The following is a 22,676-nucleotide window of genomic DNA, read 5'->3' on the forward strand; positions in this document are numbered from 1 at the left end:
TCAGCGCACCTGCAGTTCCTGCGCTCCGGTGATGCCGCGGAGCTGGTTGTAGGTGATGCTGAACATTGAGTAGTGGTCGCCGGCTCCCGCCCACAGGAGTTCCTCGGACCGGAGGGACGTGTCCAGGAGTGTCCTGATCCTTCCGGGGTGGCCGACGGGAGCCACTCCGCCGACCCTCTGCCCGGTGTGCTGCAACACGAAGTCGGGGGAGGCCCGGCGGATTCGTCCTTGCCCCAGCTGCTCCGCCACCAGGCCGGTGTCCACGCGGGCGGCTCCGCTGGCAAGGATCAGCAACGGCTCCCCGTTGAGCTCGAACACCAGGCTGTTGGTGATGGCCGATACCCCGCACCCCAAAGCCTCGGCCGCAGCCACCGCAGTGGGCACGCCGGCAGGAAAGGTGCGGACGGTATCCCCGACGCCGCCAGCGACCAGGGCCGCGCGCACCAGGGCGACCGGACCGCCGTCGTGATCCGTCATGCCTCAGTACCCCTGCGCGTCGAGGAGGGCATCTTCCTCTTCTTCGGAGGTCGCCTTCTTCCGCTTCCTGGGCGGGGCCGGACGACGGCGGGCCGGCGTCACGGCCGAGTGCATGTCGCCGCCTGTGGAAGGATCGTCGTCGTCCTCGGCGTCGATCGCCGCGTTCCGGGCCTGCTGGCGGGCGGCGTAGCCGAAGCCCACGAACATCAGGACGCCGAAGGCGAACCACTGCAGCGAATAGGACAGGTGCGTGCCCTCCTCCGTGGACGGCTTTGGAAACGCCACGGGCATCTGCGCTGCGGGCGGCGTTTCGGCGGCGAGCTGACCGTAGGCGCCGGTCAGGAGGGGGTAGCCAAGCTGCGCCGAGTAGGCGGCAAGGTCGATGGACGCCAGCTGGCCTTCCGGTGCGCCCCTTTGCAGCGTTGGTTCCGGGTGCTTCAAACGTACGACGGCGGTTACCTCACCGCCGGGCGGCGCGGGGACAGAGTCCGGGCTGCCGGGGTTCTTGTTGCCGATCGGCAGCCACCCCCGGTCGATGACCACTGTCTCACCGGAGGACAGCCGGAACGGGACCACCACTTCGTAGCCCGGCTGCCCGTTCAGGGGCCGGTTGCGGACAATGCGCTGGCCCGCAACATCGTAGGTGCCCGTCAGTTCCACCTGCGTCCACTCCCGGGCCGGGTCAAGGCTGTTGAACTGGTCCCGCGCCTCGGGGAAGGAAATCGGTTCCGCTGAGTAGTTGGCCACCACGCGATTAATTTCAGCAAGCGTTTCGGCCCGGCGGTCCATCTGCCAGCGGCCCAGGAAAACGCAGGCAGTGGCGAAAATGGCAGCCAGCAGTAGATAGCCCAGCCACTTGCTGGAGAAGAGGAAACGGTACATTCAGCTGTCCTGCTCCGTGCCGTCCCCGGAAACAGCGTCCAGGGGGAGCGTTTCCTTCCACAGCCCGCGCGTCTGCAGATAGTCCTCCAGCCAGTCCCGGTGCTCGCTGCACGCCAGCCAAATCTTGCGGCGCTCCGGGGTGTGGATCTTGGGGTTGTTCCACAGGAGCTGCCAGGAAGCCCCTGCACGGCAGGCCTTACGGGAACACACTGCCCCGGTTTCGGCCACGGCGGGATCGGTCCCCGCAGCGAAGTCGAAGATGCTCATGAAGCCTTCCGCTCCTCACCGGTTCCGTACTCGTCGTCGTCATCAATCAGCTCGCCCTGCAGCACCTGGCTGCCCGCGCCCCCATCAGCCTCCGGCTCCGGGCCGCTCTCGATCTCCGCCAGAGGCGCCGAATCCAGCAGGGAGTCGCTGTGCCCCTCGGCCTTGTCGTTGCCGTTGGCGATCACCACCGCAATCCAGGGCAGGAAAACGGCGCCGGCAACCGGGATGATCTTGAACCAGCCGTCCACCACGAAAATCAGGATCAGGCACACCATGCGGATACTCATCGCCACGGCGTACTTGATCATGCGCTTACGCATGTCCTCGGAATGTGCTCCCGCGGCATCCGTAATGCTATGGACCTCCGAATCGCCGGAGAACCGCCCGGGTTCTCCGGGCGCGCTTTGTCCCGCATGGTTTTCAAGGGTCACAGTGATTTATCACGCTCCAAAGGCCTGGCTTAAATTCTCTCACCATCAGCAGTGCCGCCCAAACCCGCAGCGGGGCTGCCGCTAAGATCGGAGGCAGCCAATCACACCTTTCCTACCGCGGCGCAGCCTGCCGCAGAATCCCGGAGCGTCCCTATGACTGAAGCAGTTTCCGCCCCCCGCAGCGTCCTGGTCACCGGCGGCAACCGCGGCATCGGCCTGGCCATCGCCGAAGCATTCCTGGCCAACGGGGACAAGGTTGCTGTCACGTACCGCAGTGAGTCGCAACTTCCGGAGGGGATCCTGGGCGTCAAGGCGGATGTCACGGACGAAGCCTCTGTCGACGCCGCGTTCAAGGAAGTGGAAGCAGCCCATGGTCCCGTGGAGGTCCTGGTGGCCAACGCCGGCATCACCAAGGACACCCTGCTGCTGCGCATGAGCGAAGACGATTTCACGTCCGTGATCGACACCAACCTCACCGGGGCCTTTCGCGTCATCAAACGCGCCTCCAAGGGGATGATCCGCCTCCGCAAGGGCCGCGTGGTCCTCATTTCTTCCGTTTCCGGCCTCTACGGTGCACCCGGCCAGATCAACTACTCCGCGTCCAAGGCCGGACTGGTGGGCATCGCCCGTTCGCTGACCCGCGAGCTCGGTTCGCGCGGCATCACCGCCAATGTCGTGGCTCCCGGTTTCATCAACACGGACATGACCGCCGAACTCCCAGAAGCAACCCAGAAGGACTACCTGGCCAGCATTCCGGCGGGCCGGTTCGCAGAGGCCGCGGAGGTAGCCAATGTGGTCCGGTGGATCTCCAGCGACGAGGCAGCGTACATCTCCGGCGCCGTTATCCCCGTGGACGGCGGCCTGGGCATGGGCCACTGACGCCCCTGGCCCAAACCGGCCTGCAGTCCTTTGTCGGACCCGGACAACGGATTCGGCAACAGCCGCTGGCATGATGGACTGCAGGCCTTCAGGACTTAGACGTATCAAACAAAAGGAGCCCGTATGGGACTGCTGGACAACAAGACCGCCATCGTTACCGGTTCATCGCGGGGGATCGGCGCTGACGTAGCCAAGATCCTCGCAAGCGAGGGCGCCGCCGTCGTGGTCAACTACCGCCAGAAGGCGCCCCGCGCCAACAAGGTGGTCCAGGGCATTGAAGCTGCCGGCGGCCGCGCCGTGGCCGTAGGGGCGGACCTCACCAGCCAGGAAGGCGTCCAGGCCCTGGCCTCCGCCGCCATGGAAAACTTTGGTTCCCTGGACATCCTGGTCCTGAACGCCTCCGGCGGCATGGAAACCGGGATGGGCGAGGATTATGCCCTCCGGCTCAACCGCGACGCCCAGGTGAACATGCTCAACGCCGCTGTGCCGCTGATGAAGGAGGGGTCCCGCGTGGTCTTCGTCACCAGCCACCAGGCGCACTTCATCAACACCGTGCCCACCATGGAGGCTTACGAGCCCGTGGCCCGCAGCAAGCGTGCCGGTGAGGACGCCCTGCGTGAACTCATCCCCAACCTCGCCGAGAAGGGCATCACCCTGGTGGTTGTCTCGGGCGACATGATCGAGGGCACTGTCACGGCCACGCTGCTGGACCGCTCCGCACCCGGTGCCATCGAGGCCCGCCGTGCCGAGGCCGGCAAGCTGTACTCCGTCGAGGAGTTTGCCCAGGTTGTCGCAAGCATGGCCACGGCCGACGTTGAGTCCGGCCACACCGAGTACGCCGGGGGAGCGGACTACTTCGGCAAGGGCGCCGGCCAGCCTGCAAGCTAGGATTTGGTATGACAATGGGCCCGCTTCGCAGGTGATCCTGCGGGTGGGCCCATTCGCGGTTAAGGTTTGTCAGACCCCGGCGATGTGGCGGACGGCGTCGAGGTACGGCATGTTCACCGCGGCGTCGGCCACCGCCCGGACGGCGGGCTTGGCGTTGAAAGCGACGCCGATGCCGGCCGCGCCCAGCATGTCCAGGTCATTCGCGCCGTCGCCCACGGCCACGGTGTGCTCCAGGGCGATGCCTTCGGCGGCAGCCCATTCACGCAGGTACTTCTCCTTGGCCGCCCGGTCCACCACGGCACCCAGCACCCTGCCCGTGAGGGCGCCGTCGACAATCTCCAGTTCATTGGCCTGCCAGTAGTCCAAGCCCAGGTCATCTGCGATGGGTTCCAGGATCTGGTTGAACCCGCCGGACACGACGGCCACCACGTGCCCTGCCGCCTTGAACGCCGCCACCAGCTCCGCGGCCCCTTCGCTGAGCTTCACTTCCTGCCGGACGGAATGGACGACGTCGGCGGGCAGCCCCGCGAGGACCGCTACCCGGGCATGCAGGCTCTGGGTGAAGTCCAGTTCCCCGCGCATGGCGGCTTCGGTGACGGCAGCCACCTCTTCGCGCTTGCCCGCGTAGGCGGCGAGGAGCTCGATGACTTCCTGCTGGATCAGGGTGGAATCCACATCCATGATCAGCAGCTTGCGGTCAGCGGCGCGCAGGCCGGCGGGTACCAGTGCGGTGTCCTGCCCCTCCAAGACGGAGTCCGCGACGGCGCGCCGCAGCGCCGCCAGTCCGGCCGCGGTGGCATCGGGAAGCGTGAGATTTGCCACATGGACCTGGTAGCGGTCGTCGCCGCCGCTGTTTTCGGACATGACCCGGGCGCCGTGGGCGGCGAGGACGGAACGCAGCTGCTCCAGCCCGTTTGGAGTCATATTCTGGCCGTAGCTGACCGCAGTCACGTTCGAAGTCATGCGTGCAATCTTATCGAGCGCCGGCACCGTCCCCTGAATTGATTGCGCCCCGGCCGGTAATGCCCCGGCGACCCCGGCAAACCGGGCGTTTCGGCGCCCTGGCACCGGTTATCAGTCCGCCTCTTTTTTGTCCTAGTGTCTACTCCTATGAGTGATGTTCTGGAATTGTCTTCCGTCAGCGTTGTCCGAGGTAAGAAGACCCTGCTGGACAAGATCGACTGGGAAGTCAATGAGGGCGAACGCTGGGTCATCCTGGGCCCCAACGGTGCCGGCAAGACCACCCTCCTCCAGATCGCAGCCGCGCGCCTGCACCCGAGCAGCGGGACGGCCGGCATCCTCGACGAGACCCTGGGACGTGTGGACGTCTTCGAACTCCGTCCGCGCATCGGCCTCTCCTCGGCAGCCCTGGCCACCCAGATTCCTGAGCACGAGAACGTCCTGAACGTGGTGGTCACCGCCGCGTACGGGGTGACCGGGCGCTGGCGTGAAGGCTACGAGCGCGACGACGAGCGCCGGGCTTTCCGCCTGCTGGACGACTGGGGGATGGGTCCGTTGCTGAACCGGACCTTCGCCACCCTGTCCGAAGGCGAACGCAAGCGCGTCCAGATCGCACGCGCCCTGATGACCGATCCCGAACTGCTGCTGCTGGATGAACCCGCTGCCGGCCTTGACCTCGGCGGCCGCGAGGAGCTCGTCCACAAGCTTGGCGAACTTGCCAGCGACGAAGCGGCGCCGGCCATGGTGCTGGTGACCCACCACCTGGAGGAAGTCCCGCCGGGATTCACCCACGCCATGCTGCTGCGTGACGGGGGCGTGGTGGCGGCCGGCCCCATCGCCGAGGTCCTCACCGATGAGCACCTCAGCGCCACGTTCGGCCTGCCCCTGGACGTCACGGAGAACGCCGGCCGTTACTCCGCCATCGCCCGCCGCTAGGCGGCACCCGCTACCTTGGACCTGCTCGGCAGTATTTTCGTGTCCGTCGCCGGCTTGTGGGCCGGCACCATCAACGCGGTGGTTGGTTCCGGCACGCTGGTGACCTTCCCGGTGCTTATCGCGCTGGGCATCACTCCCGTCGTCGCATCCATGAGCAACGCCATGGGACTCGTGGCAGGCGGCGCCGCGGGGGCCTTCGGGTACCGCAGGGAGCTGAAAGGCCGCGGACGGCAGCTGCTCCGGCTCCTGCCGGCCTCGCTCCTCGGGGGGATCTCGGGCGCGTGGCTGCTGCTGCACCTGCCGGAGGAAGTCTTCCACTATGCCGCCCCCGTCCTCATTGTCCTGGCCCTCCTGATGGTGGTGTTCCAGCCCCGGCTGCAGGCGTGGGTCCGGAACCGCGAGGAAAATCCGGAGCACGCCGTGCGCGACAAACGCCACGGGATCCTCCTGGTGGTGCTGGTGTATCTTGCCGGGGTCTACGGCGGATACTTCGTTGCCGCCCAGGGCATCCTGCTGGTGGGCATCCTGGGCGTCTTCCTCACGGGCACCATCCAGAATGCCAACGCCATGAAGAACATCCTGGTCCTGGGCGTGAACCTGGTGGCAGCGGTGTCCTACATGCTGTTCGCATTCGACCGGATCAACTGGCTGGTGGTGTTGCTGATCGCGATCAGCTCCAGCATCGGCGGGTTCCTGGGAGCCAAGGTGGGCCGCCGGCTGTCGCCCATAGTCCTCCGGTCAGTGATCCTGGTCCTGGGGCTGGTGGCCCTGGGCTTCATGGTCCCGGATCTGCTGCGATAATCACCCGGTGACAATCCACTACCTCGACTCCGCGGACGATCCGCGGGTGTCCGACTACACGCGGCTCACCGACGTCCACCTCCGCAAGCTCCGGGAGCCGGCGGAAGGGATGTACATCGCCGAATCGTCCCGGGTGCTCCGCCGCGCCCTTGCGGCCGGGCACCAGCCCCGGTCGTTTTTCCTGGCCGAGAAATGGCTTGCAGACCTCGGCGACGTGTTCCAGGAGCATCCGGACATTCCGGTCTTTGTGGGGAAGGCCGCCCTGCTCGAGGAAATCACCGGCTTCCACCTGCACCGGGGCGCCATGGCGGCCATGCAGCGCCCCGCGCCCGTGCCCCTGCCCGGACTGCTGGCCGGCGCCCGGCGGGTGGCCGTGCTGGAAGACATCGTGGACCATACCAACGTGGGTGCCATCTTCCGGAGCGCCGCCGCCCTGGACATTGACGCCGTCCTGGTTTCGCCCAGGTGCGGCGACCCCCTGTACCGGCGGAGCGTCCGGGTCAGCATGGGCACGGTCTTCCAGGTCCCGTGGGCGCGCCTGGACAGCTGGCCGCAGGACCTTCAGGTGCTGAAGGACCAGGGCTTCACCGTCGCTGCCCTGGAGCTGACCGAAGACGCCCAGGACGTGGATGCGGTGGCAGCCCGCAATCCGGAGAAACTCGCCCTGGTGCTCGGCACCGAAGGCGCCGGCATGAGCGCGGAGACCCTTGCCGCCGTCGACCTCGCCGTCAAAATCCCCATGCGCAGCGGCGTGGATTCGCTCAACGTCGCCGCGGCGTCAGCCGTGGCTTTCTGGGAACTCCGCGCGCGAAACTAAACGCTCCGGGCAGGGAAAGAGTGCAGGACCCCCGGTTCGCCAGCCCTCTCCGTATCGGCTATGATTAATAGCTGGCCGTCCTGCCCTGACTGCGCGGAACGGACCATCCCATTCATACCTGGCAGCTGGCAAAATCCAGCTGCGCGAACAAAGGTCCAATTATGAAGTCTGAGATCCACCCGAAGTACGAAGCTGTTGTTTTCAACGACCTGGCTTCCGGCACGAAGTTCCTGACCCGCTCCACCGTGTCTTCCTCGAAGACCATCGAGTGGGAAGACGGCAACACCTACCCGGTTATCGATGTCGAAATCTCCTCCGAGTCCCACCCGTTCTACACGGGCAAGCAGCGCATCATGGACTCCGCCGGCCGTGTCGAGCGCTTCAACGCTCGCTTCAAGGGCTTCGGCGGCAAGAAGTAATTCCTGCCCCAGGCTTACCAGGAAGGCCCGCACCGGAAACGGTGCGGGCCTTCCGCTTTTAACGCCCGGCCCTAGTGTGGGGGAGGATGGGACGCATGGCCATCCAGCATGCTGACAACAGTCCCTCCTCGAACCAGCGCCTGCACGGCGAGTACAAGGTCCCGGGCGGGAAGCTGGTGGTGGCGGACCTCACCGTCATGGACGGGCAGCTCGCCGGCGTCTCCATCAGCGGTGACTTCTTCCTCGAACCGGACGAAGCCCTGCTGGACATCAACCGCGCCCTGAGCGGCATGCCGGAATCAACCACCGCCGCCGATCTTGCGGCGGCAGTGACAGCCGCCCTTCCGGCGGACGCCGCCCTGTTCGGATTCTCACCGGAGGCTGTGGCCGTCACCGTCCGCCGCGCGCTGGCCAAAGCCACCTCCTGGGCGGACCACCACTGGAACATCATCGGTCCCACCGTCCTGCCCACCGAGATCAACGTCGCGCTGGATGAGGTCCTCACGGAAGAGGTGGGTGCCGGCCGCCGGAACCCCACCCTTCGGTTCTGGGACTGGGAGGAGCCGTCCGTAGTCATTGGGAGCTTCCAGTCCGTGCGGAACGAGGTGGACCCGCATGGAGTGTCAAAGCACGGCGTCAAGGTGGTCCGGCGCATCAGCGGCGGGGGAGCGATGTTCATGGAAGCCGGGAACTGCATCACCTACTCGCTGTACCTTCCGCAGACGCTGGTGGACGGCCTCAGCTTCGCCGATTCCTACCCGTTCCTTGACGCCTGGGTGATGGCAGCACTGGAAAAGCTTGGCATCACTGCCTTCTACGTCCCGCTCAACGACATCGCCACGGACCAGGGCAAGATCGGCGGCGCGGCGCAAAAGCGGCTGGCGAACGGCGGAATGCTGCACCACGTCACCATGAGCTACGACATCGACGCCGACAAAATGGTGGAAGTCCTGCGGATCGGCAAGGAGAAGCTGTCCGACAAGGGCACGCGCAGTGCCAGGAAGCGGGTGGACCCGCTCCGCCGTCAGACCGGCCTCGCCCGCACGGAGATCATCAGGGCGATGATGGACGTGTTCACCGAGCGGTACGGTGCCACCGCGTCAGCGCTGACCGGGGACGAACTGGCGGCAGCCCGGGAGCGTGTTGCCACCAAGTTCGGCACGGAGGAGTGGCTCCACCGGGTGCCGTGACATCCCGTGCAGCGCGGTTCAGGCGGGGGAAACCACGACGGCGGCCTGCGCCGTGAGTGCCCGCAGCAGGTGGCTGCGCTGCTCCACGATGATCCGGCGGAGTGCGCGCGGAGCGCGGGGATTGGCCGCCAGCCATTCGTCCGTCCGGCGTACCACGGGGTGTCCGGCCGGCTCCATCCCGTCCGCCAGGTCCTGGTCCAGGGGGAACAGGCCGCGGACAATGCGGCCGGCGATCTCGATGCTTCGGCTCTCCCAGACATCCCGCAAACACCCGAAGTAGGGTTCGACGTACTGCGCCAGCAGTTCCGCCGGCGCAGTGTTGAACCCGCTGATCGTTGCGCTGAGCAGCTGATTGGACAGCGTCTGCCCGTGCACGGCTTCCTGCCACGCCGCAGCCTTGACAGCCGGATCCGGCCGTGCGGCGGCCGCCGTCGCATGCCCGGCGCGCCCCGAGGCAGTTGTGTCGCGTGCCAGTTCGGCATCGAGCTCGGCAAGGGCAGCCTGTCCGTGCGCCGCCAGCGCATGCCAAAAATGCCAGCGCAGCTCCGCATCCACCGCCAGGCCCTGCACGGGCGCTGTGCCGTCCAGCAGGCCGCGCAGCCGGGGAAGCAGGGCAGCATCCTGCCTGCTGAGGGTTGCGAGGGTGCGCGCCCAGGCGAGCTGGTGGTCCGACCCCGGCTCCGCCCGGTCAAGTTCAGCTTCCACCGCTGCCAGGAAGGCGGAGCGCACGGCCTGCCGGGCCGCCGGGGGAGTATAGCGTTCGACGGCGGTGCAGGCGTTCTCAAGCACGTTCAGCAGCACGCCTATCCCGCTTTCACCGGGACCGAAGGATGCCACCGCATCCACATAGCGCGCCGCCGGACTTTCGCCGTCCCTGGTCGCGTTCCATAACGCCGTCCAGCAGAGCGCCCGGGCCATGGGATCGGAAAGCCTGTCCAGCGACTCCAGCACCGTCGCGAGTGACACCGGGTCCAGGCGCACCTTGGCGTAGGCCAGGTCGTCGTCGTTGAGGAGCAGCAGCGCGGGCCGGGGCCTTCCGGCCAGTTCCGGCACGGGCGTCGAGTCCCCTGCGATATCGGTTTCCAGGCTGTCGGTGCGGACCAGTGCACCGGATTCGTCGAAGCCGTACAGCCCCAGCCGGAGCCGGTGCGGCCGCGGCTCGGAACGTCCCGTAACCGGGTCCACGGCTTCCTGGACGATCGTCACCAGGCCCAGCGCGCCGTCGTCGTTCCCCTCCACCTCCGCCAGCTGCAGGGAGAGGGTGGAGATCCCGGAGGTCTGCAGCCATTGCCGGGCCCAGCCCGCGAGGTCCCGTCCGGAGGCGGCGCCGAGGGCCGCCAGCAGGTCCGACAGCGTTGTGTTGCCGTACGCGTGCTGGCGGAAGTATTCGCGGGAACCGGCAACGAAAGCGTCGAAGCCCACGTACGCGACCAGCTGCTTCAGCACTGACGCGCCCTTGGCATAGGTGATGCCGTCGAAGTTCTGCTTGGCCGCTTCCAGGTCCGGAATGTCCGCCACGATCGGATGCGTGGTTGGCAGCTGGTCCTGGACGTACGCCCAGGCCTTGCGCTTGTTGGCGAAGCTGACCCACGCAGAGTCCCAGTCCGTGGCCCGGTCCACGCCCAGTGTGCCCATGTAGTCGGCGAACGATTCCTTCAGCCACAGGTCGTCCCACCACTGCATGGTCACCAGGTCGCCGAACCACATGTGCGCCATCTCGTGCATCAGCGTGTTCGCGCGGCCCTGGTACTGCGCGTCCGTGGCGCGGGACGTGAACACGTAGCTTTCGGTGAAGGTGACCAGGCCGGGGTTCTCCATCGCGCCCAGGTTGTACTCGGGCACGAAGGCCTGGTCGTACTTGCCCCAGGGATACGGGAAGGCGAACAGCCGGTTGAAGAAATCCAGCCCGTTCTTCGTCAGCCGGAACAGCTCGTCCGGGTCAAAGGATTCCGCCATGGATCCCCGGCAGTAAAGGGCCAGCGGGACATCAAGGTGCGTGCCGTCGTCGAGCGTTGCCTGCCACCGGTCCTCCGCCTTGAAATACGGGCCCGCCAGGATGGAGGTGATGTAGGTGGACATGGGTTCGGTGGGCGCGAAGTCCCAGCGCGCCGTGGCGGGGTCGCTGGTGAGCAGGGTCCGGGCTGTTTCCACCCCGTTGGAGGCCACCTGCCATTCAGCCGGCGCCATCACGTGGAAGGTGAACACAGCCTTGAGGTCGGGCTGTTCGAAGTTGGCGAAGACGCGGCGGGCGTCGGCAGGTTCGTACTGGGTGTAGAGGTAGCACTGTCCGTCGGCGGGGTCGAAGAACCGGTGCATGCCCTCGCCGGAGCGGCTGTACAGTGCCGTGCCGGTGACGGTGACCTGGTTCTCCGCCTGCAGGTTGTCCAGCCGGATCCGGGACCCGTCCACAACATCCTCCGTCCGCAGGCCCTTGCCGTTGAGGAACACGCTGTGCACGCTGCTGCCGATGAAGTCCAGGAACGTGGATGCGCCCGGCTCGGCCGCGGTGAAGTTGATGACGCTGCGGGTGGTGTAGCCCGGCACGTCCGGGTCCGCTGCCTGCCGCACGTCCAGCGAAACATCGTAGCTGGTGGTGGTGATCAGGGCGGAACGTCCGGCGGCTTCGTCCCGCCGCAGATTCTCATTCGACACCCAGCTATCTAATCACGGTGCCCGGCCGCTCACCCGGCGATCAGCAGGGCGGCCGCGAGCCCCAGGACCGCAATCAGCAGCCAGGCTGCCAGGGCCGCCAGCAGCGCCCGCCCGCCGGTCAGCAGCAGGGTCCGGATCCGCACCGCGGAACCCAGCCCGAACAGGGCAGCGCCCAGCAGGACGTCCTGCAGCACTGCCCCGGCTTCAAGCCAGTCCTCCGACAGCCACCCAATGGAGCGCAGGCCCACCATGGCCACGAACCCCAGGACGAAGAGCGGCACTACCGGCGGCAGCTTGCCTGCATCCGCATCTGCACCCGTTCCGGTTTCCGGCCGGGCAGAGAACCGGTGGTGCGTGCCTGCCAGGGCCGCCACCGGCGCCAGCAGCAGCACCCGCGTGAGCTTGACGACGACGGCGATGCCCAGCGCTGCCGTCCCTGCGGTTTGCGCCGTGGCCACCACTTGGCCGACATCATGCACGGACGCGCCCGTCCACGCACCGAACACGGGGGCGGTCAGCTGCAGGGGATGCACCAGCAGCGGCAGGACACCGATGGCCAGGGTCCCGCACAGTGTCACGAGCGCCACCGGAAGGACCGTGTCGGTATGCCGGATCCGCCGGACGGCCGCCACTGCCCCGATGGCGGATGCGCCGCAGATCGAGAATCCGGTGGCAACCAGCAGCGATGTCACCGGGGGCAGCCGGAAGAGCCGGGCTATCAGGTAGGTGCCGCCGAAGCTGGCCACCACCACTGCCGTGATGAGGACCAGCGCCAGCCAGCCCAGCCCCAGGACGTCCATGATGCTCACCTTCAGGCCAAGCAGCACGATCCCTCCGCGCATGAGGTGCTTGCCTGCGAAGTCCAGTCCCGGCCTGGCCCGCCCTGCCGTCCAGGCACCGGCTCCGGGCACGTTGGCGGCCAGGACGCCGAGCACCACGGCGAGGGTCATTGCCGGCAGGACCGGAACCAGCCAGTGGACCAGGAACGCGGCCGCCAGGGCCAGTGCGGCGGTGGCCAGGCCGGGCAGCAGCCGTCCGGCACCGGGACGGCCTTCCCCGGGCGCTGGCTGGCTTCTGCTGACGGGCACCAACCTACTGTGCCGGATCAGGCCCGGAAACAGCGAACCCGCGGGCATCGCCAACACGCCACATCGGCGCGCGGTTTATGAATTCGAAACAAAAAGATGGTTGGCTATTGGGCATGCCAGACCTATTCCAGGATTACTCCGCGGCCGCCGGCCGCACCGGAGCCTACGACGAGATGTTCGCCCCCGGGCAGCAGGCCAGGGACTCCTACGGGCAGGTGGCGGACGCCCTTCGCAAGCTCTCGCTCGCCGACGTCAGCGCGCGCGCCGACTCGATGGCCCGCACCTTCCTGGACCGCGGCGTGACCTTCGACTTCGCCGGGGAAGAACGCCCGTTCCCGCTGGACATCGTTCCCCGCGTAATCCCGGCTGCTGAATGGGACGTGCTGGAGCGCGGCGTCGCCCAGCGGGTCCGTGCCCTCGAAGCTTTCCTCAACGACGTGTACGACAAGATGACCGTGGTGTCCGACGGCGTGATTCCCCGGCAGCTGGTGACCACCAGCGCACACTTCCACCGCCAGGTCCACGGGTTCGAACCGGCCGGCGGCGTCCGGGTACACATTTCCGGCATCGACGTGGTCCGTGATGCTGCCGGAACGTTCCGCGTGCTGGAGGACAACGTCCGCGTCCCCTCCGGCGTGAGCTACGTGCTGGAAAACCGCCGCGCCATGGCCAAGGGCCTGCCGGAGGCTTTCGGCCAGCAGCTCATCCGGCCGGTGGAGGAGTACCCCCGCCGGCTGCTCTCGGCCCTGCGCAAAACGGCGCCTGCCGGCGTGGACGATCCCACCGTCGTCGTCCTCACTCCCGGCGTCTTCAACAGCGCCTACTTCGAGCACACGCTGCTGGCCGGCCTAATGGGTGTGGAACTGGTGGAGGGCCGTGACCTCATCTGCCGCGGCAACCGCGTCTACATGCGCACCACCGCGGGCGAGCAGCGCGTGGACGTCATTTACAAGCGCATCGACGACGACTTCCTGGACCCGCTGCAGTTCCGCGCCGACTCCATGCTGGGCTGCCCGGGCCTGGTCAACGCCGCCCGCGCCGGCGGCGTCACCATCGCCAACGCCGTCGGCAACGGCGTCGCGGACGACAAGCTTGTCTACAGCTACGTTCCGGACCTCATCCGGTACTACCTCGGCGAGGAGCCGGTCATCGCGAACGTGGACACGTACCGCCTGGAAGAGCAGGAAGCCCGGGAGTACACCCTGGACAACCTGGCGGACCTCGTGGTCAAGCCGGTGGACGGCTCCGGCGGCAAGGGCCTGGTCATCGGCCCCGACGCCTCCAGGGACGAACTGGGCGCGCTGCGGCAGCGGATCATCTCGGACCCCCGCGGCTGGATCGCCCAGCCCGTGCTGCAGCTTTCCACGGTGCCCACCCTGAGCGGCGACAAGTTCGGTCCGCGGCACGTGGACCTTCGCCCCTTCGCGGTGAACGACGGCGACAACGTCTGGGTGCTTCCCGGCGGCCTGACCCGGGTGGCGCTGAAGGAAGGCTCGCTGATCGTGAACTCCAGCCAGGGCGGCGGCTCCAAGGACACCTGGGTCCTGGCCGACTCGCCGCAGATGCCGGTGGAAAGCGTGCCCCGGCCGTCCATCGCCGTGCGGGAGCGGGTATCCGTGTGGCCCGTGGAGAGCAACTGGCGCGACCGCCAGTCGGAGCAGCAGCAGTGAGCCGCGCCGCCGTCGAACATCTGTCCTGTCATTTTTCGGGCCCGCTGGAGGTAGCCGCGAATGCTTAGCCGTATAGCCGAATCCCTGTTCTGGATCGGCCGTTATGTCGAACGGGCCGACGGCACCGCCCGTATCCTCGACGTCCACCTGGAGCGGTTGAACCACCTGCCCATGGAGGAACGCAAGAGCGTTGCCCAGGAGCTCCTGGCCGTGATGGGCGCCCGCCCGCAGAACGAGGATTTCGGACTTCCCGAACTGCTGCATGCCCTGGCCTACGACAAGACCAGCGCCACGTCCATCGCCGGTTCCCTCGGTGCTGCCCGCGAGAACGCCCGCCGGGCCCGCGAAACGGTGTCCTCGGGACTATGGGAAAGCCTGAACACCACCTACTACGGGCTGAGCCAGCACCGCAAGGACGTGGTGGGCACCTACCGGTTCTGCAACTGGACGCTCGAGCGCACCGCCATGGTCAGCGGCCTGGCGGACACCACGGTGAGCCACGACGAAAGCTGGCTGTTCCTGGTGCTGGGCCGGTCGCTGGAGCGCGCCGACATGACGGCGCGCATGCTGTCCACCCGGGACGTCCTGTCCGCCGGCATGTCCTGGGTGAACATGCTGCGCTGCGCCGGCGCCTACGAGTCTTTCCTGCGCACCCGCCGTGCCGCGTTCGGCGACCAGCACGCAGCCGAGTTCCTGCTGCTGGACCGCCTCTTCCCCCGCTCGATCGTCTACGCACTGCGCGACGCGGACGAATGCCTGGCCAAGCTGGACCCCTCCGCGCAGCGGGTGGGCTTCATCAACGACGCCCGCCGGATTGTTGGCCAGGCACGCACCTTCCTTGAGTTCCACCGCACGGACGACCTGATGTCGGAGCTGCCCGAGCACATGGAACGCGTGCAGAAAGCAGTGGCCCAGGCCTCGGATGCGATTTCCCGTAAGTACTTCAATCAGGCGGATGAGCTGGCCTGGGTGGGAGAAGTTTCATGACCCGGCTGAGCATCGTCCACACGACGGCCTACAAATACAACAAGCGCGTCACGCTGTCCTACAACGAGGCGAGGATGACGCCGCTGACGGATTCGCAGCAGGTGGTGCTGGAGTCCGTGGTCAAGGTGTCGCCGTCGCAGGCGGCCGTCAGCACCTACCGCGACTACTGGGGCACCAGGGTCACTGCCTTCGACATGCAGATGCCGCACGACCACCTTGAAGTGGTCTCCAACATCACCGTGGAAGTGCACCGGGCGGAAAAGATCCCGTCCGAGGCCGACATTGTGGGCTGGGACATCCTCGCGTCCCCCGAAACGCTGAACACGTTCAGTGACTGGCTGCCCCAGTCCCGGCTCAGTGGTCCGGGCGATGAAGTGCTGGGCATCATCCCGGAAGTTGTCGCCGGGAAGAACCCGCACGAGGCCGCCATGGCAGTCTTCGCCTGGATGCGGGGCGAGATGACCTACATGTCCGGGTCCACCGGCGTCACCACCAACGCAGAGGAAGCCTGGAGCCAGCGCCAGGGCGTCTGCCAGGACCTGGCCCACCTGGCCATCGGTGCCCTCCGCAGCTGCGGCATCCCGGCGCGCTACGTCTCCGGCTACCTGCACCCGCGCTCAAGCGCCGGCATCGGCGAGACGGTGGCCGGCCAGTCCCACGCCTGGCTTGAGTGGTGGGACGGCGAATGGCGCAGCTGGGACCCCACCAACCACAAGCCCGCGGGGGACTTCCACGTCACGGTGGCCCGGGGCCGGGACTACCGGGACGTGTCCCCGCTCAAGGGGATCCTGTCCGGGGGCGGCGGATCGGCGCTCTCCGTGAGCGTGGAGATTACGCAGCTGGCCTGAGCAGCCCGGCTGGCAGGTACAGCCTCGCGGTGACCATGACCTCCTCGGTGGCTTACCGCTACCAGGGGCTGGGTTTGTAGTCCTTGAGGAATACCCCGTACTGGTCCTCGCCCTTCTCGCCCATGACGATGGGATCGTAGACCCGGGCGGCGCCGTCCACCAGGTCAAGGGGCGCGTGGAAGCCTTCCTCCATCAGCCGGATCTTGGTGTAGTGCGGCCGCTCGTCGGTGATCCAGCCTGTGTCCACGGCGGTCATCAGGATGCCGTCCGTCTCCAGCATCTCCTGCGCGCTGGTCCGCGTCATCATGTTCAACGCGGCCTTGGCCATGTTGGTGTGCGGATGGCCGGGGCCCTTGTAGGCGCGGGAGAACTGGCCTTCCATGGCCGAAACATTCACGATGTACTTCCGGCGCGCCGTTGAACGCCTCATGGCGTCCCGGAGGCGGCTCACCAGCAGGAACGGCGCCGTGACGTTGCAAAGCTGGACTTCGAGCATTTCAAGCGGGTCCACCTGGTCCACAACCTGGGTCCAGCTGTTGATCGTGGCCAGGTCCGGGACCAGCCCGCCGGCGTCGATGGCTGTGCCGGACGCAATGCGCTCCAGCGATGCGGAACCGGTGGACAGGGCCAGTGACGTGATCGCGTCCCCGGCGAGGACCGGATGCTCAGTGACGCTGCCGGCCAGTGCCAGGGGGTGTTTGTCATGGGCGTGCCCGAAGGTCAACAGTTCGGGACCGCCGTGGGCACGCTCGAGGGCGGCCGGAAGGGGTTCGTCCTCGGCATCCACCAGCGGCTTGTAGGCGTTGCCGGAGCGGCGGACCGTCTGCGCGGCGTTGTTGATGATGATGTCCAGCGGCCCGGCCTCATTGAGCGAGTCCGTCAGGGCCATCACCTGGGCGGGGTCGCGCAGGTCGATGCCCACGATGCGGAGCCGGTGCAGCCAGTCTGCGCTGTCCTCCATGGCCGCGAACCGGCGGGCGGCGTCCTTGGGGAACCGGGTGGTGATGGTGGTGTGTGCGCCGTCGCGGAGCAGCCGCAGCGCGATGTACATGCCGATTTTGGCGCGGCCGCCGGTCAGCAGCGCACGCCGGCCCGCCAGGTCGGTCCGGGCATCCCGTTTGCTGTGGCTGAAGGCGGCGCAGTCCGGACACAGCTGGTGGTAGAAAGCGTCCACCTGGGTGTAGTGCTGCTTGCAGATGTAGCACGGCCGGGACCGGATGAGGTGGCCGGCGATTTTCCCGGTCGCCGAGGGCGCCAGCTTGTTGCCGCGGGTCTCGTCATCAATCCGGTCCGGGGCCGCGGTCGCGGTCTGCGCGATGACGGCCCGGTCGGCTTCGGCGATAGAGTCCCGCTTGGTGACCCGGCGGTGCCGCTTGACGGCCTTGAACATCTTGCCCGTGGCGCGGCGCACCGAGATATAGTCCGGGTGCTCCTCGTCGTAGGCGTGGATGGTGTTCAGGACCTTGAGGCAGGCCTGGATTTCCTCAGGGGTCAGGTCGGGGGAGCTCATTAGTCCAATTTTACAGGGCGGGGACACGGCTTAAGCCCGGCGGGCGGCATCCGGAGATGCCGCCCGCCGGGCAAAATCGGAAAGGCTACGGGAGCCGCGCTCCTGGGGAAGCCTCCGCCGCTGCGGCGGCGTGGGTCCTCGCCACCTTGTCCACGGACTCGCGGACGTCCGGGTACTGTTCCGCCGCGGCCTTGACGGCGTTCGGCACGAGGTGGAGATTCTTGGCAGACAGCTGCCGCTCCTCCTCGCCCGGCTCCGGAACCTCCTGGCCCTTGGAGAGCACGGTGATGCCGGACTCTGTGACTTTGAAGCCGCGGGCGCGGTCCAGGTCGGCGTCCAGGCCGATTGCGGCACCTGCAGGGATGCGGACGTTCTTGTCCACGATGGCCCGGTTGATGACGGCTCCTTCGCCGACGTACACCTTGTCCATCAGGACCGAGTCCAGGACGCGGCTGCTGGTGCCGACGAACACGTCATTGGAAAGGACGGAACCTTCCACAATTCCGCCGCTGATCACCACGCCGCTGGAAACGATCGAGTCGAGGGCCGTGCCCACGGTGTTGTTCTGTCCGCGGACGAACTTGGCCGGCGGGGAAATGCTTTGCCGCGTGTAGATGGGCCATTCGGAGTTGTACAGGTTGAACACGGGCAGCGGAGAGATGAGGTCCATGTGCGCGTCGTAGAAGGAATCGATGGTGCCGACGTCGCGCCAGTAGGTGCGGTCGCGCTCGGTTGAACCGGGGATCTCGTTCAGGGTGAAGTCGTAGACGCCCGCCTCGCCCTTGTTCACGAAGTAGGGAATGATGTCGCCGCCCATGTCGTGCTTGGTATCCAGCCGCTCGGCGTCCACGTGCAGCGCCGCCACCAGGGCATCGGCGTCGAACACGTAGTTGCCCATCGAGGCGAGGAACTGGGACGGGTCGGCGGCTAGGCCGGGAGTGGAGGCGGGCTTTTCCACGAAGGCCGCAATTTTCTGCGGATCGTTCTGGTCCACCTCGATGACGCCGAACTGGTTGGCCATGTGCAGCGGCTGGCGTACCGCGGCCACCGTGGCCTTGGCGCCGCTGTGGACGTGCTGGGCAACCATCTGGGCGAAGTCCATGCGGTAGACGTGGTCGGCGCCCACCACCACAACGATGTCCGGGTTGGCGTCTTGGATGAGGTTCAGGGACTGGTAGATGGCGTTGGCGCTGCCCAGGAACCAGCTCTTGCCCACGCGCTGCTGTGCCGGAACCGAGGCTACGTAGTTGCCCAGCTGGGTGGACATGCGCCAGGTTTCGGAGATGTGCCGGTCAAGGCTGTGGGACTTGTACTGGGTGAGGACAACGATCTGGAGGTAGCGGGAATTCACCAGGTTGGACAGGGCGAAGTCGATCAGCCGGTAACTTCCGGCGAAGGGCACTGCCGGTTTCGCGCGGTCTGCCGTCAGTGGCATCAATCGGTTTCCCTCGCCGCCGGCGAGGACAATGGCCAGGACTTTTTTCGTCAACGGCATAATGGTCGCTCCTGTACGCCCTCGTAACTCCCCAAAGACAGTCCGGTTGGCCCGGACCCCTTCACACTAGAACAGTTAAGCGTGAAGGACTACCTTGGGTCTTGTGCGAATAGACATTGTGACTAAAGAGTTCCCGCCGGAGATCTATGGGGGTGCCGGGGTGCACGTGGCCGAATTAAGCAGGGTGCTTAGTAAGCATGTTGACCTGCAGGTTCGTGCTTTCGGGGCTCCGCGCGACGCCGATTACCATGGCGCCACGGTGACGTCCTACCAGGTGCCGGAAGACCTGGGAGCGGCCAACGCCGCTGTGCAGACGCTCGGTGTGGACCTGAGGATCGTTCCGGACGTCGAAGGCGCGGACCTGGTCCATTCGCACACCTGGTACGCCAATATGGCCGGGCACCTGGCATCGCTGCTCCACGGCATTCCGCATGTGCTCAGCGCCCACAGCCTGGAGCCGCTGCGCCCGTGGAAGGCCGAGCAGCTGGGCGGCGGCTACGCCCTCTCGTCCTGGGTGGAGAAGACCGCCTACGAGTCTGCCGCCGCCATTATCGCCGTGTCCGACGGCATGCGGCAGGACATCCTGCGCAGCTACCCCAACGTTGACCCGGCGAAGGTGCGCGTGGTCCACAACGGCATCGACGTCGAGTTGTGGAAGCGTGGCGAAAACCACGACGCCATCCGCTCGCTTGGCATCGACCCCGCCAGGCCCAGCGTGGTCTTTGTGGGCCGGAACACGCGCCAGAAGGGTGTCCCGTACCTGCTCCGGGCTGCCGCCGAACTGCCCGACGACGTCCAGCTGGTCCTCTGCCTCGGCGCCGCGGACACTCCCGAACTTGCCGCCGAGACGGCGCGGCTGATCGAAGACCTGCAAAGCCGGCGGACCGGCGTCGTCCTCATTGAACGCATGCTGCCGCGCCACGAACTGATCCAGGTGCTCAGCCACGCCACCGCTTTCGCCTGCCCCTCCATCTACGAGCCCCTCGGCATCGTGAACCTGGAGGCCATGGCCTGCGGTGCCGCCGTGGTGGCAAGCGCCACGGGCGGCATCCCGGAGGTGGTGGAGCACGGCCGGACGGGCCTGCTGGTGGACCTGGAACAGGTCACCGACGGCACCGGCACCCCGCTGGACCCGGACAAGTTCGTCAGCGAGTTCGCCGCTGCGCTGACCGAAGTGGTCTCCGATCCCGAGCGTGCCCGTGCCATGGGCCAGGCGGGCAGGGAACGCGCCGAAAAGCACTTCTCGTGGGAATCCATTACGGAGACCACCCTTGAGGTGTACCGCTCCGTTTTGCCGGCCTCGAGCTGACCGTCCCCACAGCACTACGACGACGGCGCCGCTCCCCTGGGAGGGAAGCGGCGCCGTCGTTGTTTCCGCCGCGGGCAGGCGGACCGGGCGCCCGTCTCAGTTCCTGTGGGCCGCTGCCGCCCTGGCCAGCAGCACTTTCTCGTCCACCGGCGCCTTGCCGCTGGCGCGCCGGCTCCGGAAATGGGCCCGGGCCTCATCCTGGCGCACCTTTTCTGCGCCGGTCGCGATGGCTGCGCGGACGTGCCCGTCCCCGTAACCGAACGCGCCAACCAGGTCCAGTGCGTGCGGCCGGATCTTCACCAGCAGCCGGTTGATGTACTCGCCCACGGTGCGGCCGCGCTGCATGGAGAGCCTGCCGTTCATGAGGTACCAGGAGAGGTTCTTTTCAATCAGCGACAGGCCGAAGAGGTCGCGCAGCCAGGTGAGGACCCTCTTGGTTCCAGGGTCCGCGACGCCGGCGAGCGCTTCGGTGAAAGCCTCCCACTGAAGGAGCTCCGCGTGCGCCCGGGCGGCCTCGATCAGCTCATTCTGGTGGCAGTTGAAGAGGGCAGCGCCTTGCTCCTGTGACAGCCTGTGGCTGCCTTTCAAGGCGGCGCCCGTCTCCGCCACCATGGTCTGCACGCGGTCAGTCAGCAAGGCGCGCTGGCTTTCCTCGTCGCGCAGGGCGATGGCTGCCTTCTGTACCGAGCCGTTGTCCGCCATGAACTGGGCCACCTGCCGCAGCCCGGTGCGGTGGAGGGCGGCGCCCGTTGCCTGGCCCACCACGTACCGCGCCAGGACGCCGAAATCGACGCTCCGGAACTCTTTGGCGTAGTCGGCGAGGAGGCGCTTGGCCACCAGTTGCAGCAGGACGGTGTTGTCCCCCTCGAACGTGGCGTAGACGTCCAGGTCGGCGCGGAGCGAGGCAAAACGGTTTTCGATCAGGAATCCGGCACCGCCACAGGCCTCGCGGCATTCCTGCAGGGTGTCCAGGGCGTGCCAGGTGCTAAGTGGCTTGAGCGCAGCGGCGAGGGTTTCCAGGTCCTGCCGGTCCTCGTCGGTGTCGGCGGTACCGGAGAAAACGTCGTCGAATTTCTGCAGGAGCTGCTCGTGGGCAAAACCGGCTGCGTACGTGGTGGCCAGCCGGGTGAAGAGGCGGCGCTGGTGGCGCTGGTAGTCGAGGAGTACTTCCTCGTCCGTGTGGGATGAGGCGTTGAACTGGCGGCGCTCGGCGGCGTACTGGATGGCCGCTTTGAGGGCAACTTTTGAGGCTGCCACGGCGGCACCGTCCAGGGAAACGCGCCCCTGGACCAGCGTGCCCAGCATGGTGAAGAACCGGCGGCCGGGACTCGGGATGGGGGAGGAGTAGGTTCCGTCAGGGGCGACGTCCCCGTAGCGGTTCAGCAGGTTGGTCCGGGGGATGCGCACGTGGGTGAAGTGGAGGCGGCCGTTGTCGATGCCGTTGAGGCCGCCCTTAACGCCGTCGTCCTCGCCGCCGATGCCGGGCAGGAATTTTCCAGTGACGGGGTCGCGCAGTTCGACGTAGAAGGCATGGACGCCGTGGTTGACCCCCTTGGTCACCAGCTGGGCAAAGACCACGGCCGCAAGACCGTCGATGGCCGCGTTGCCGATGTAGTCCTTCCATGCCGCCCGGAAGGGCGTGTGCACCACGAATTCTTCGGTTTCCGGCAGGTAGGTCGCGGTGGTGGCAATGCTGGCAACGTCCGAGCCGTGCCCGGTCTCCGTCATGGCAAAGCATCCGGGGATCTCCAGGCTCATGATGCCGGGGAGCCATTTGCGGTGGTGTTCCTCATTGCCCAGGTGCATCACGGCCGATCCGAACAGGCCCCACTGCACGCCCGCCTTGATCTGCAGGGAAGGATCAGCCACAACGAGTTCCTCGAACCCGGCGATATTGCCGCCGTGGTCGTCCAGGCCGCCCAGTGCCGAGGGGAACGCCCGGTGGACGGCTCCATTTTCCACCAGGTACTTCAACTGGCCGGAAACCCGCGCCCTGTGCTCGGTGTGCGGCAGCCCTTCGGTTTTGTGCAGTTCGGGACGGGCAGCAAGGTCCCTTGCCTGCCGGCGGACGGACGCCCACCTGCCCAGCAGTTGTTCACCGAGCGCCTCGACGTTGACGGCAGGCTGGGCGCTTTCGCTACCGTTGCGGCGATCCACTACTTGAGTCATA

At 66.9% G+C, this 22,676-nt stretch carries 21 protein-coding genes; 11 read left to right on the forward strand and 10 right to left on the reverse strand.

Going from position 1 to position 22,676, the window contains the following annotated elements:
- The 4 genes from ACLH0K_RS08635 to ACLH0K_RS08650 are packed head-to-tail and all read right to left on the reverse strand — an operon-like array spanning nt 1 to nt 2,057.
- Nucleotides 1-477 (reverse strand): YbaK/EbsC family protein, encoded by a 477-nt coding sequence (locus ACLH0K_RS08635; RefSeq protein WP_411376358.1) that lies wholly within the window; start codon nt 475-477, stop codon nt 1-3.
- A 3-nt stretch (nt 478-480) separates the two neighbouring features.
- Nucleotides 481-1,359, reverse strand: coding sequence for an SURF1 family protein (locus ACLH0K_RS08640; protein WP_411376359.1), 879 nt, complete (start codon nt 1,357-1,359; stop codon nt 481-483).
- Nucleotides 1,360-1,626 carry a hypothetical protein gene (locus tag ACLH0K_RS08645; protein WP_411376360.1) on the reverse strand — a complete coding sequence of 89 codons (267 nt, stop codon included), beginning with the start codon at nt 1,624-1,626 and terminating at the stop codon, nt 1,360-1,362.
- Nucleotides 1,623-2,057, reverse strand: a complete 435-nt coding sequence (locus tag ACLH0K_RS08650) for a DUF3099 domain-containing protein (protein ID WP_411376361.1) — start codon at nt 2,055-2,057, stop codon at nt 1,623-1,625. Before ACLH0K_RS08650 ends, ACLH0K_RS08645 begins: the two co-directional genes overlap by 4 nt.
- Nucleotides 2,058-2,210: 153 nt before the next feature.
- Here ACLH0K_RS08650 and ACLH0K_RS08655 point away from each other — a divergent pair, with 153 nt between their 5' ends.
- Together ACLH0K_RS08655 and ACLH0K_RS08660 are read left to right on the forward strand one after the other, a co-directional pair.
- Nucleotides 2,211-2,936 (forward strand): beta-ketoacyl-ACP reductase, encoded by a 726-nt coding sequence (locus ACLH0K_RS08655; RefSeq protein ID WP_411376362.1) that lies wholly within the window; start codon nt 2,211-2,213, stop codon nt 2,934-2,936.
- Between the two features lie 123 nt (nt 2,937-3,059).
- Nucleotides 3,060-3,824 carry an SDR family oxidoreductase gene (locus ACLH0K_RS08660; protein ID WP_411376363.1) on the forward strand — a complete coding sequence of 255 codons (765 nt, stop codon included), beginning with the start codon at nt 3,060-3,062 and terminating at the stop codon, nt 3,822-3,824.
- A gap of 69 nt (nt 3,825-3,893) precedes the next feature.
- On the opposite strand, the gene serB is transcribed toward ACLH0K_RS08660, so the two are convergent.
- Nucleotides 3,894-4,787: a phosphoserine phosphatase SerB gene (serB, locus tag ACLH0K_RS08665; RefSeq protein ID WP_411376364.1), complete on the reverse strand. Its 894-nt coding sequence runs from the start codon at nt 4,785-4,787 to the stop codon at nt 3,894-3,896.
- Between the two features lie 147 nt (nt 4,788-4,934).
- Between serB and ACLH0K_RS08670 the strand changes: the two genes are divergently transcribed.
- From ACLH0K_RS08670 to ACLH0K_RS08690, 5 genes are all read left to right on the forward strand, one after another.
- Complete coding sequence (locus tag ACLH0K_RS08670) at nt 4,935-5,720, forward strand: ABC transporter ATP-binding protein (protein ID WP_411376365.1); 786 nt, start codon at nt 4,935-4,937, stop codon at nt 5,718-5,720.
- A gap of 15 nt (nt 5,721-5,735) precedes the next feature.
- Complete coding sequence (locus ACLH0K_RS08675) at nt 5,736-6,521, forward strand: sulfite exporter TauE/SafE family protein (protein ID WP_411376366.1); 786 nt, start codon at nt 5,736-5,738, stop codon at nt 6,519-6,521.
- A gap of 7 nt (nt 6,522-6,528) precedes the next feature.
- Entirely contained in the window at nt 6,529-7,338 is an 810-nt protein-coding gene (locus tag ACLH0K_RS08680) for a TrmH family RNA methyltransferase (protein ID WP_411376367.1), read from the forward strand.
- 161 nt (nt 7,339-7,499) lie between these two features.
- On the forward strand, nt 7,500-7,757 hold the full coding sequence (locus ACLH0K_RS08685; protein WP_076803010.1) for a type B 50S ribosomal protein L31: 258 nt from the start codon (nt 7,500-7,502) through the stop codon (nt 7,755-7,757).
- Nucleotides 7,758-7,843: 86 nt separating this feature from the next.
- The gene (locus ACLH0K_RS08690) at nt 7,844-8,947 is read left to right on the forward strand and encodes a biotin/lipoate A/B protein ligase family protein (RefSeq protein ID WP_411376368.1); all 1,104 of its coding nucleotides are present in this window, start codon (nt 7,844-7,846) and stop codon (nt 8,945-8,947) included.
- Nucleotides 8,948-8,965: 18 nt separating this feature from the next.
- Here ACLH0K_RS08690 and pepN read toward each other — a convergent pair whose 3' ends face one another.
- Together pepN and ACLH0K_RS08700 are read right to left on the reverse strand one after the other, a co-directional pair.
- Nucleotides 8,966-11,599, reverse strand: coding sequence for an aminopeptidase N (pepN, locus tag ACLH0K_RS08695; RefSeq protein ID WP_411376369.1), 2,634 nt, complete (start codon nt 11,597-11,599; stop codon nt 8,966-8,968).
- 29 nt (nt 11,600-11,628) lie between these two features.
- Complete coding sequence (locus ACLH0K_RS08700) at nt 11,629-12,687, reverse strand: YeiH family protein (protein WP_411376370.1); 1,059 nt, start codon at nt 12,685-12,687, stop codon at nt 11,629-11,631.
- 113 nt (nt 12,688-12,800) lie between these two features.
- Here ACLH0K_RS08700 and ACLH0K_RS08705 point away from each other — a divergent pair, with 113 nt between their 5' ends.
- Genes ACLH0K_RS08705 through ACLH0K_RS08715 form a run of 3 tightly spaced genes read left to right on the forward strand, consistent with a single transcriptional unit; the run spans nt 12,801 to nt 16,192 of the window.
- Nucleotides 12,801-14,357 (forward strand): circularly permuted type 2 ATP-grasp protein, encoded by a 1,557-nt coding sequence (locus ACLH0K_RS08705; protein WP_411376371.1) that lies wholly within the window; start codon nt 12,801-12,803, stop codon nt 14,355-14,357.
- Nucleotides 14,358-14,417: 60 nt separating this feature from the next.
- Entirely contained in the window at nt 14,418-15,344 is a 927-nt protein-coding gene (locus ACLH0K_RS08710) for an alpha-E domain-containing protein (RefSeq protein WP_411376372.1), read from the forward strand.
- Nucleotides 15,341-16,192 (forward strand): transglutaminase family protein, encoded by an 852-nt coding sequence (locus ACLH0K_RS08715; RefSeq protein ID WP_411376373.1) that lies wholly within the window; start codon nt 15,341-15,343, stop codon nt 16,190-16,192. Before ACLH0K_RS08710 ends, ACLH0K_RS08715 begins: the two co-directional genes overlap by 4 nt.
- Nucleotides 16,193-16,250: 58 nt before the next feature.
- Here ACLH0K_RS08715 and ACLH0K_RS08720 read toward each other — a convergent pair whose 3' ends face one another.
- Both ACLH0K_RS08720 and glgC read right to left on the reverse strand, forming a co-directional pair.
- Complete coding sequence (locus tag ACLH0K_RS08720) at nt 16,251-17,702, reverse strand: SDR family NAD(P)-dependent oxidoreductase (RefSeq protein WP_411376374.1); 1,452 nt, start codon at nt 17,700-17,702, stop codon at nt 16,251-16,253.
- A gap of 85 nt (nt 17,703-17,787) precedes the next feature.
- Nucleotides 17,788-19,197 (reverse strand): glucose-1-phosphate adenylyltransferase, encoded by a 1,410-nt coding sequence (glgC, locus tag ACLH0K_RS08725; protein WP_411376375.1) that lies wholly within the window; start codon nt 19,195-19,197, stop codon nt 17,788-17,790.
- Between the two features lie 103 nt (nt 19,198-19,300).
- Between glgC and glgA the strand changes: the two genes are divergently transcribed.
- Nucleotides 19,301-20,506, forward strand: a complete 1,206-nt coding sequence (gene glgA, locus ACLH0K_RS08730; protein WP_411376376.1) for a glycogen synthase — start codon at nt 19,301-19,303, stop codon at nt 20,504-20,506.
- 96 nt (nt 20,507-20,602) lie between these two features.
- Here the strand turns inward: glgA and ACLH0K_RS08735 are convergent, their stop codons facing one another.
- Nucleotides 20,603-22,675 (reverse strand): acyl-CoA dehydrogenase, encoded by a 2,073-nt coding sequence (locus ACLH0K_RS08735; protein ID WP_411376377.1) that lies wholly within the window; start codon nt 22,673-22,675, stop codon nt 20,603-20,605.
- Nucleotide 22,676: the final 1 nt, after the last annotated feature.

Origin of the sequence: Arthrobacter sp. MPF02, from assembly GCF_046605375.1 — a bacterium.
In the GTDB taxonomy this organism is placed as follows: Bacteria; Actinomycetota; Actinomycetes; order Actinomycetales; family Micrococcaceae; genus Arthrobacter.

Bases quoted from the DNA above. Each gene is read 5' to 3' on its own strand.
- ACLH0K_RS08635 (WP_411376358.1), bottom strand. From the start codon at position 477: ATGACGGATCACGACGGCGGTCCGGTCGCCCTGGTGCGCGCGGCCCTG.
- ACLH0K_RS08640 (WP_411376359.1), bottom strand. From the start codon at position 1,359: ATGTACCGTTTCCTCTTCTCCAGCAAGTGGCTGGGCTATCTACTGCTG.
- ACLH0K_RS08645 (WP_411376360.1), bottom strand. From the start codon at position 1,626: ATGAGCATCTTCGACTTCGCTGCGGGGACCGATCCCGCCGTGGCCGAA.
- ACLH0K_RS08655 (WP_411376362.1), top strand. From the start codon at position 2,211: ATGACTGAAGCAGTTTCCGCCCCCCGCAGCGTCCTGGTCACCGGCGGC.
- ACLH0K_RS08660 (WP_411376363.1), top strand. From the start codon at position 3,060: ATGGGACTGCTGGACAACAAGACCGCCATCGTTACCGGTTCATCGCGG.
- serB (WP_411376364.1), bottom strand. From the start codon at position 4,787: ATGACTTCGAACGTGACTGCGGTCAGCTACGGCCAGAATATGACTCCA.
- ACLH0K_RS08670 (WP_411376365.1), top strand. From the start codon at position 4,935: ATGAGTGATGTTCTGGAATTGTCTTCCGTCAGCGTTGTCCGAGGTAAG.
- ACLH0K_RS08685 (WP_076803010.1), top strand. From the start codon at position 7,500: ATGAAGTCTGAGATCCACCCGAAGTACGAAGCTGTTGTTTTCAACGAC.
- ACLH0K_RS08690 (WP_411376368.1), top strand. From the start codon at position 7,844: ATGGGACGCATGGCCATCCAGCATGCTGACAACAGTCCCTCCTCGAAC.
- ACLH0K_RS08705 (WP_411376371.1), top strand. From the start codon at position 12,801: ATGCCAGACCTATTCCAGGATTACTCCGCGGCCGCCGGCCGCACCGGA.
- ACLH0K_RS08710 (WP_411376372.1), top strand. From the start codon at position 14,418: ATGCTTAGCCGTATAGCCGAATCCCTGTTCTGGATCGGCCGTTATGTC.
- ACLH0K_RS08715 (WP_411376373.1), top strand. From the start codon at position 15,341: ATGACCCGGCTGAGCATCGTCCACACGACGGCCTACAAATACAACAAG.
- ACLH0K_RS08720 (WP_411376374.1), bottom strand. From the start codon at position 17,702: ATGAGCTCCCCCGACCTGACCCCTGAGGAAATCCAGGCCTGCCTCAAG.
- glgC (WP_411376375.1), bottom strand. From the start codon at position 19,197: ATGCCGTTGACGAAAAAAGTCCTGGCCATTGTCCTCGCCGGCGGCGAG.
- ACLH0K_RS08735 (WP_411376377.1), bottom strand. From the start codon at position 22,675: ATGACTCAAGTAGTGGATCGCCGCAACGGTAGCGAAAGCGCCCAGCCT.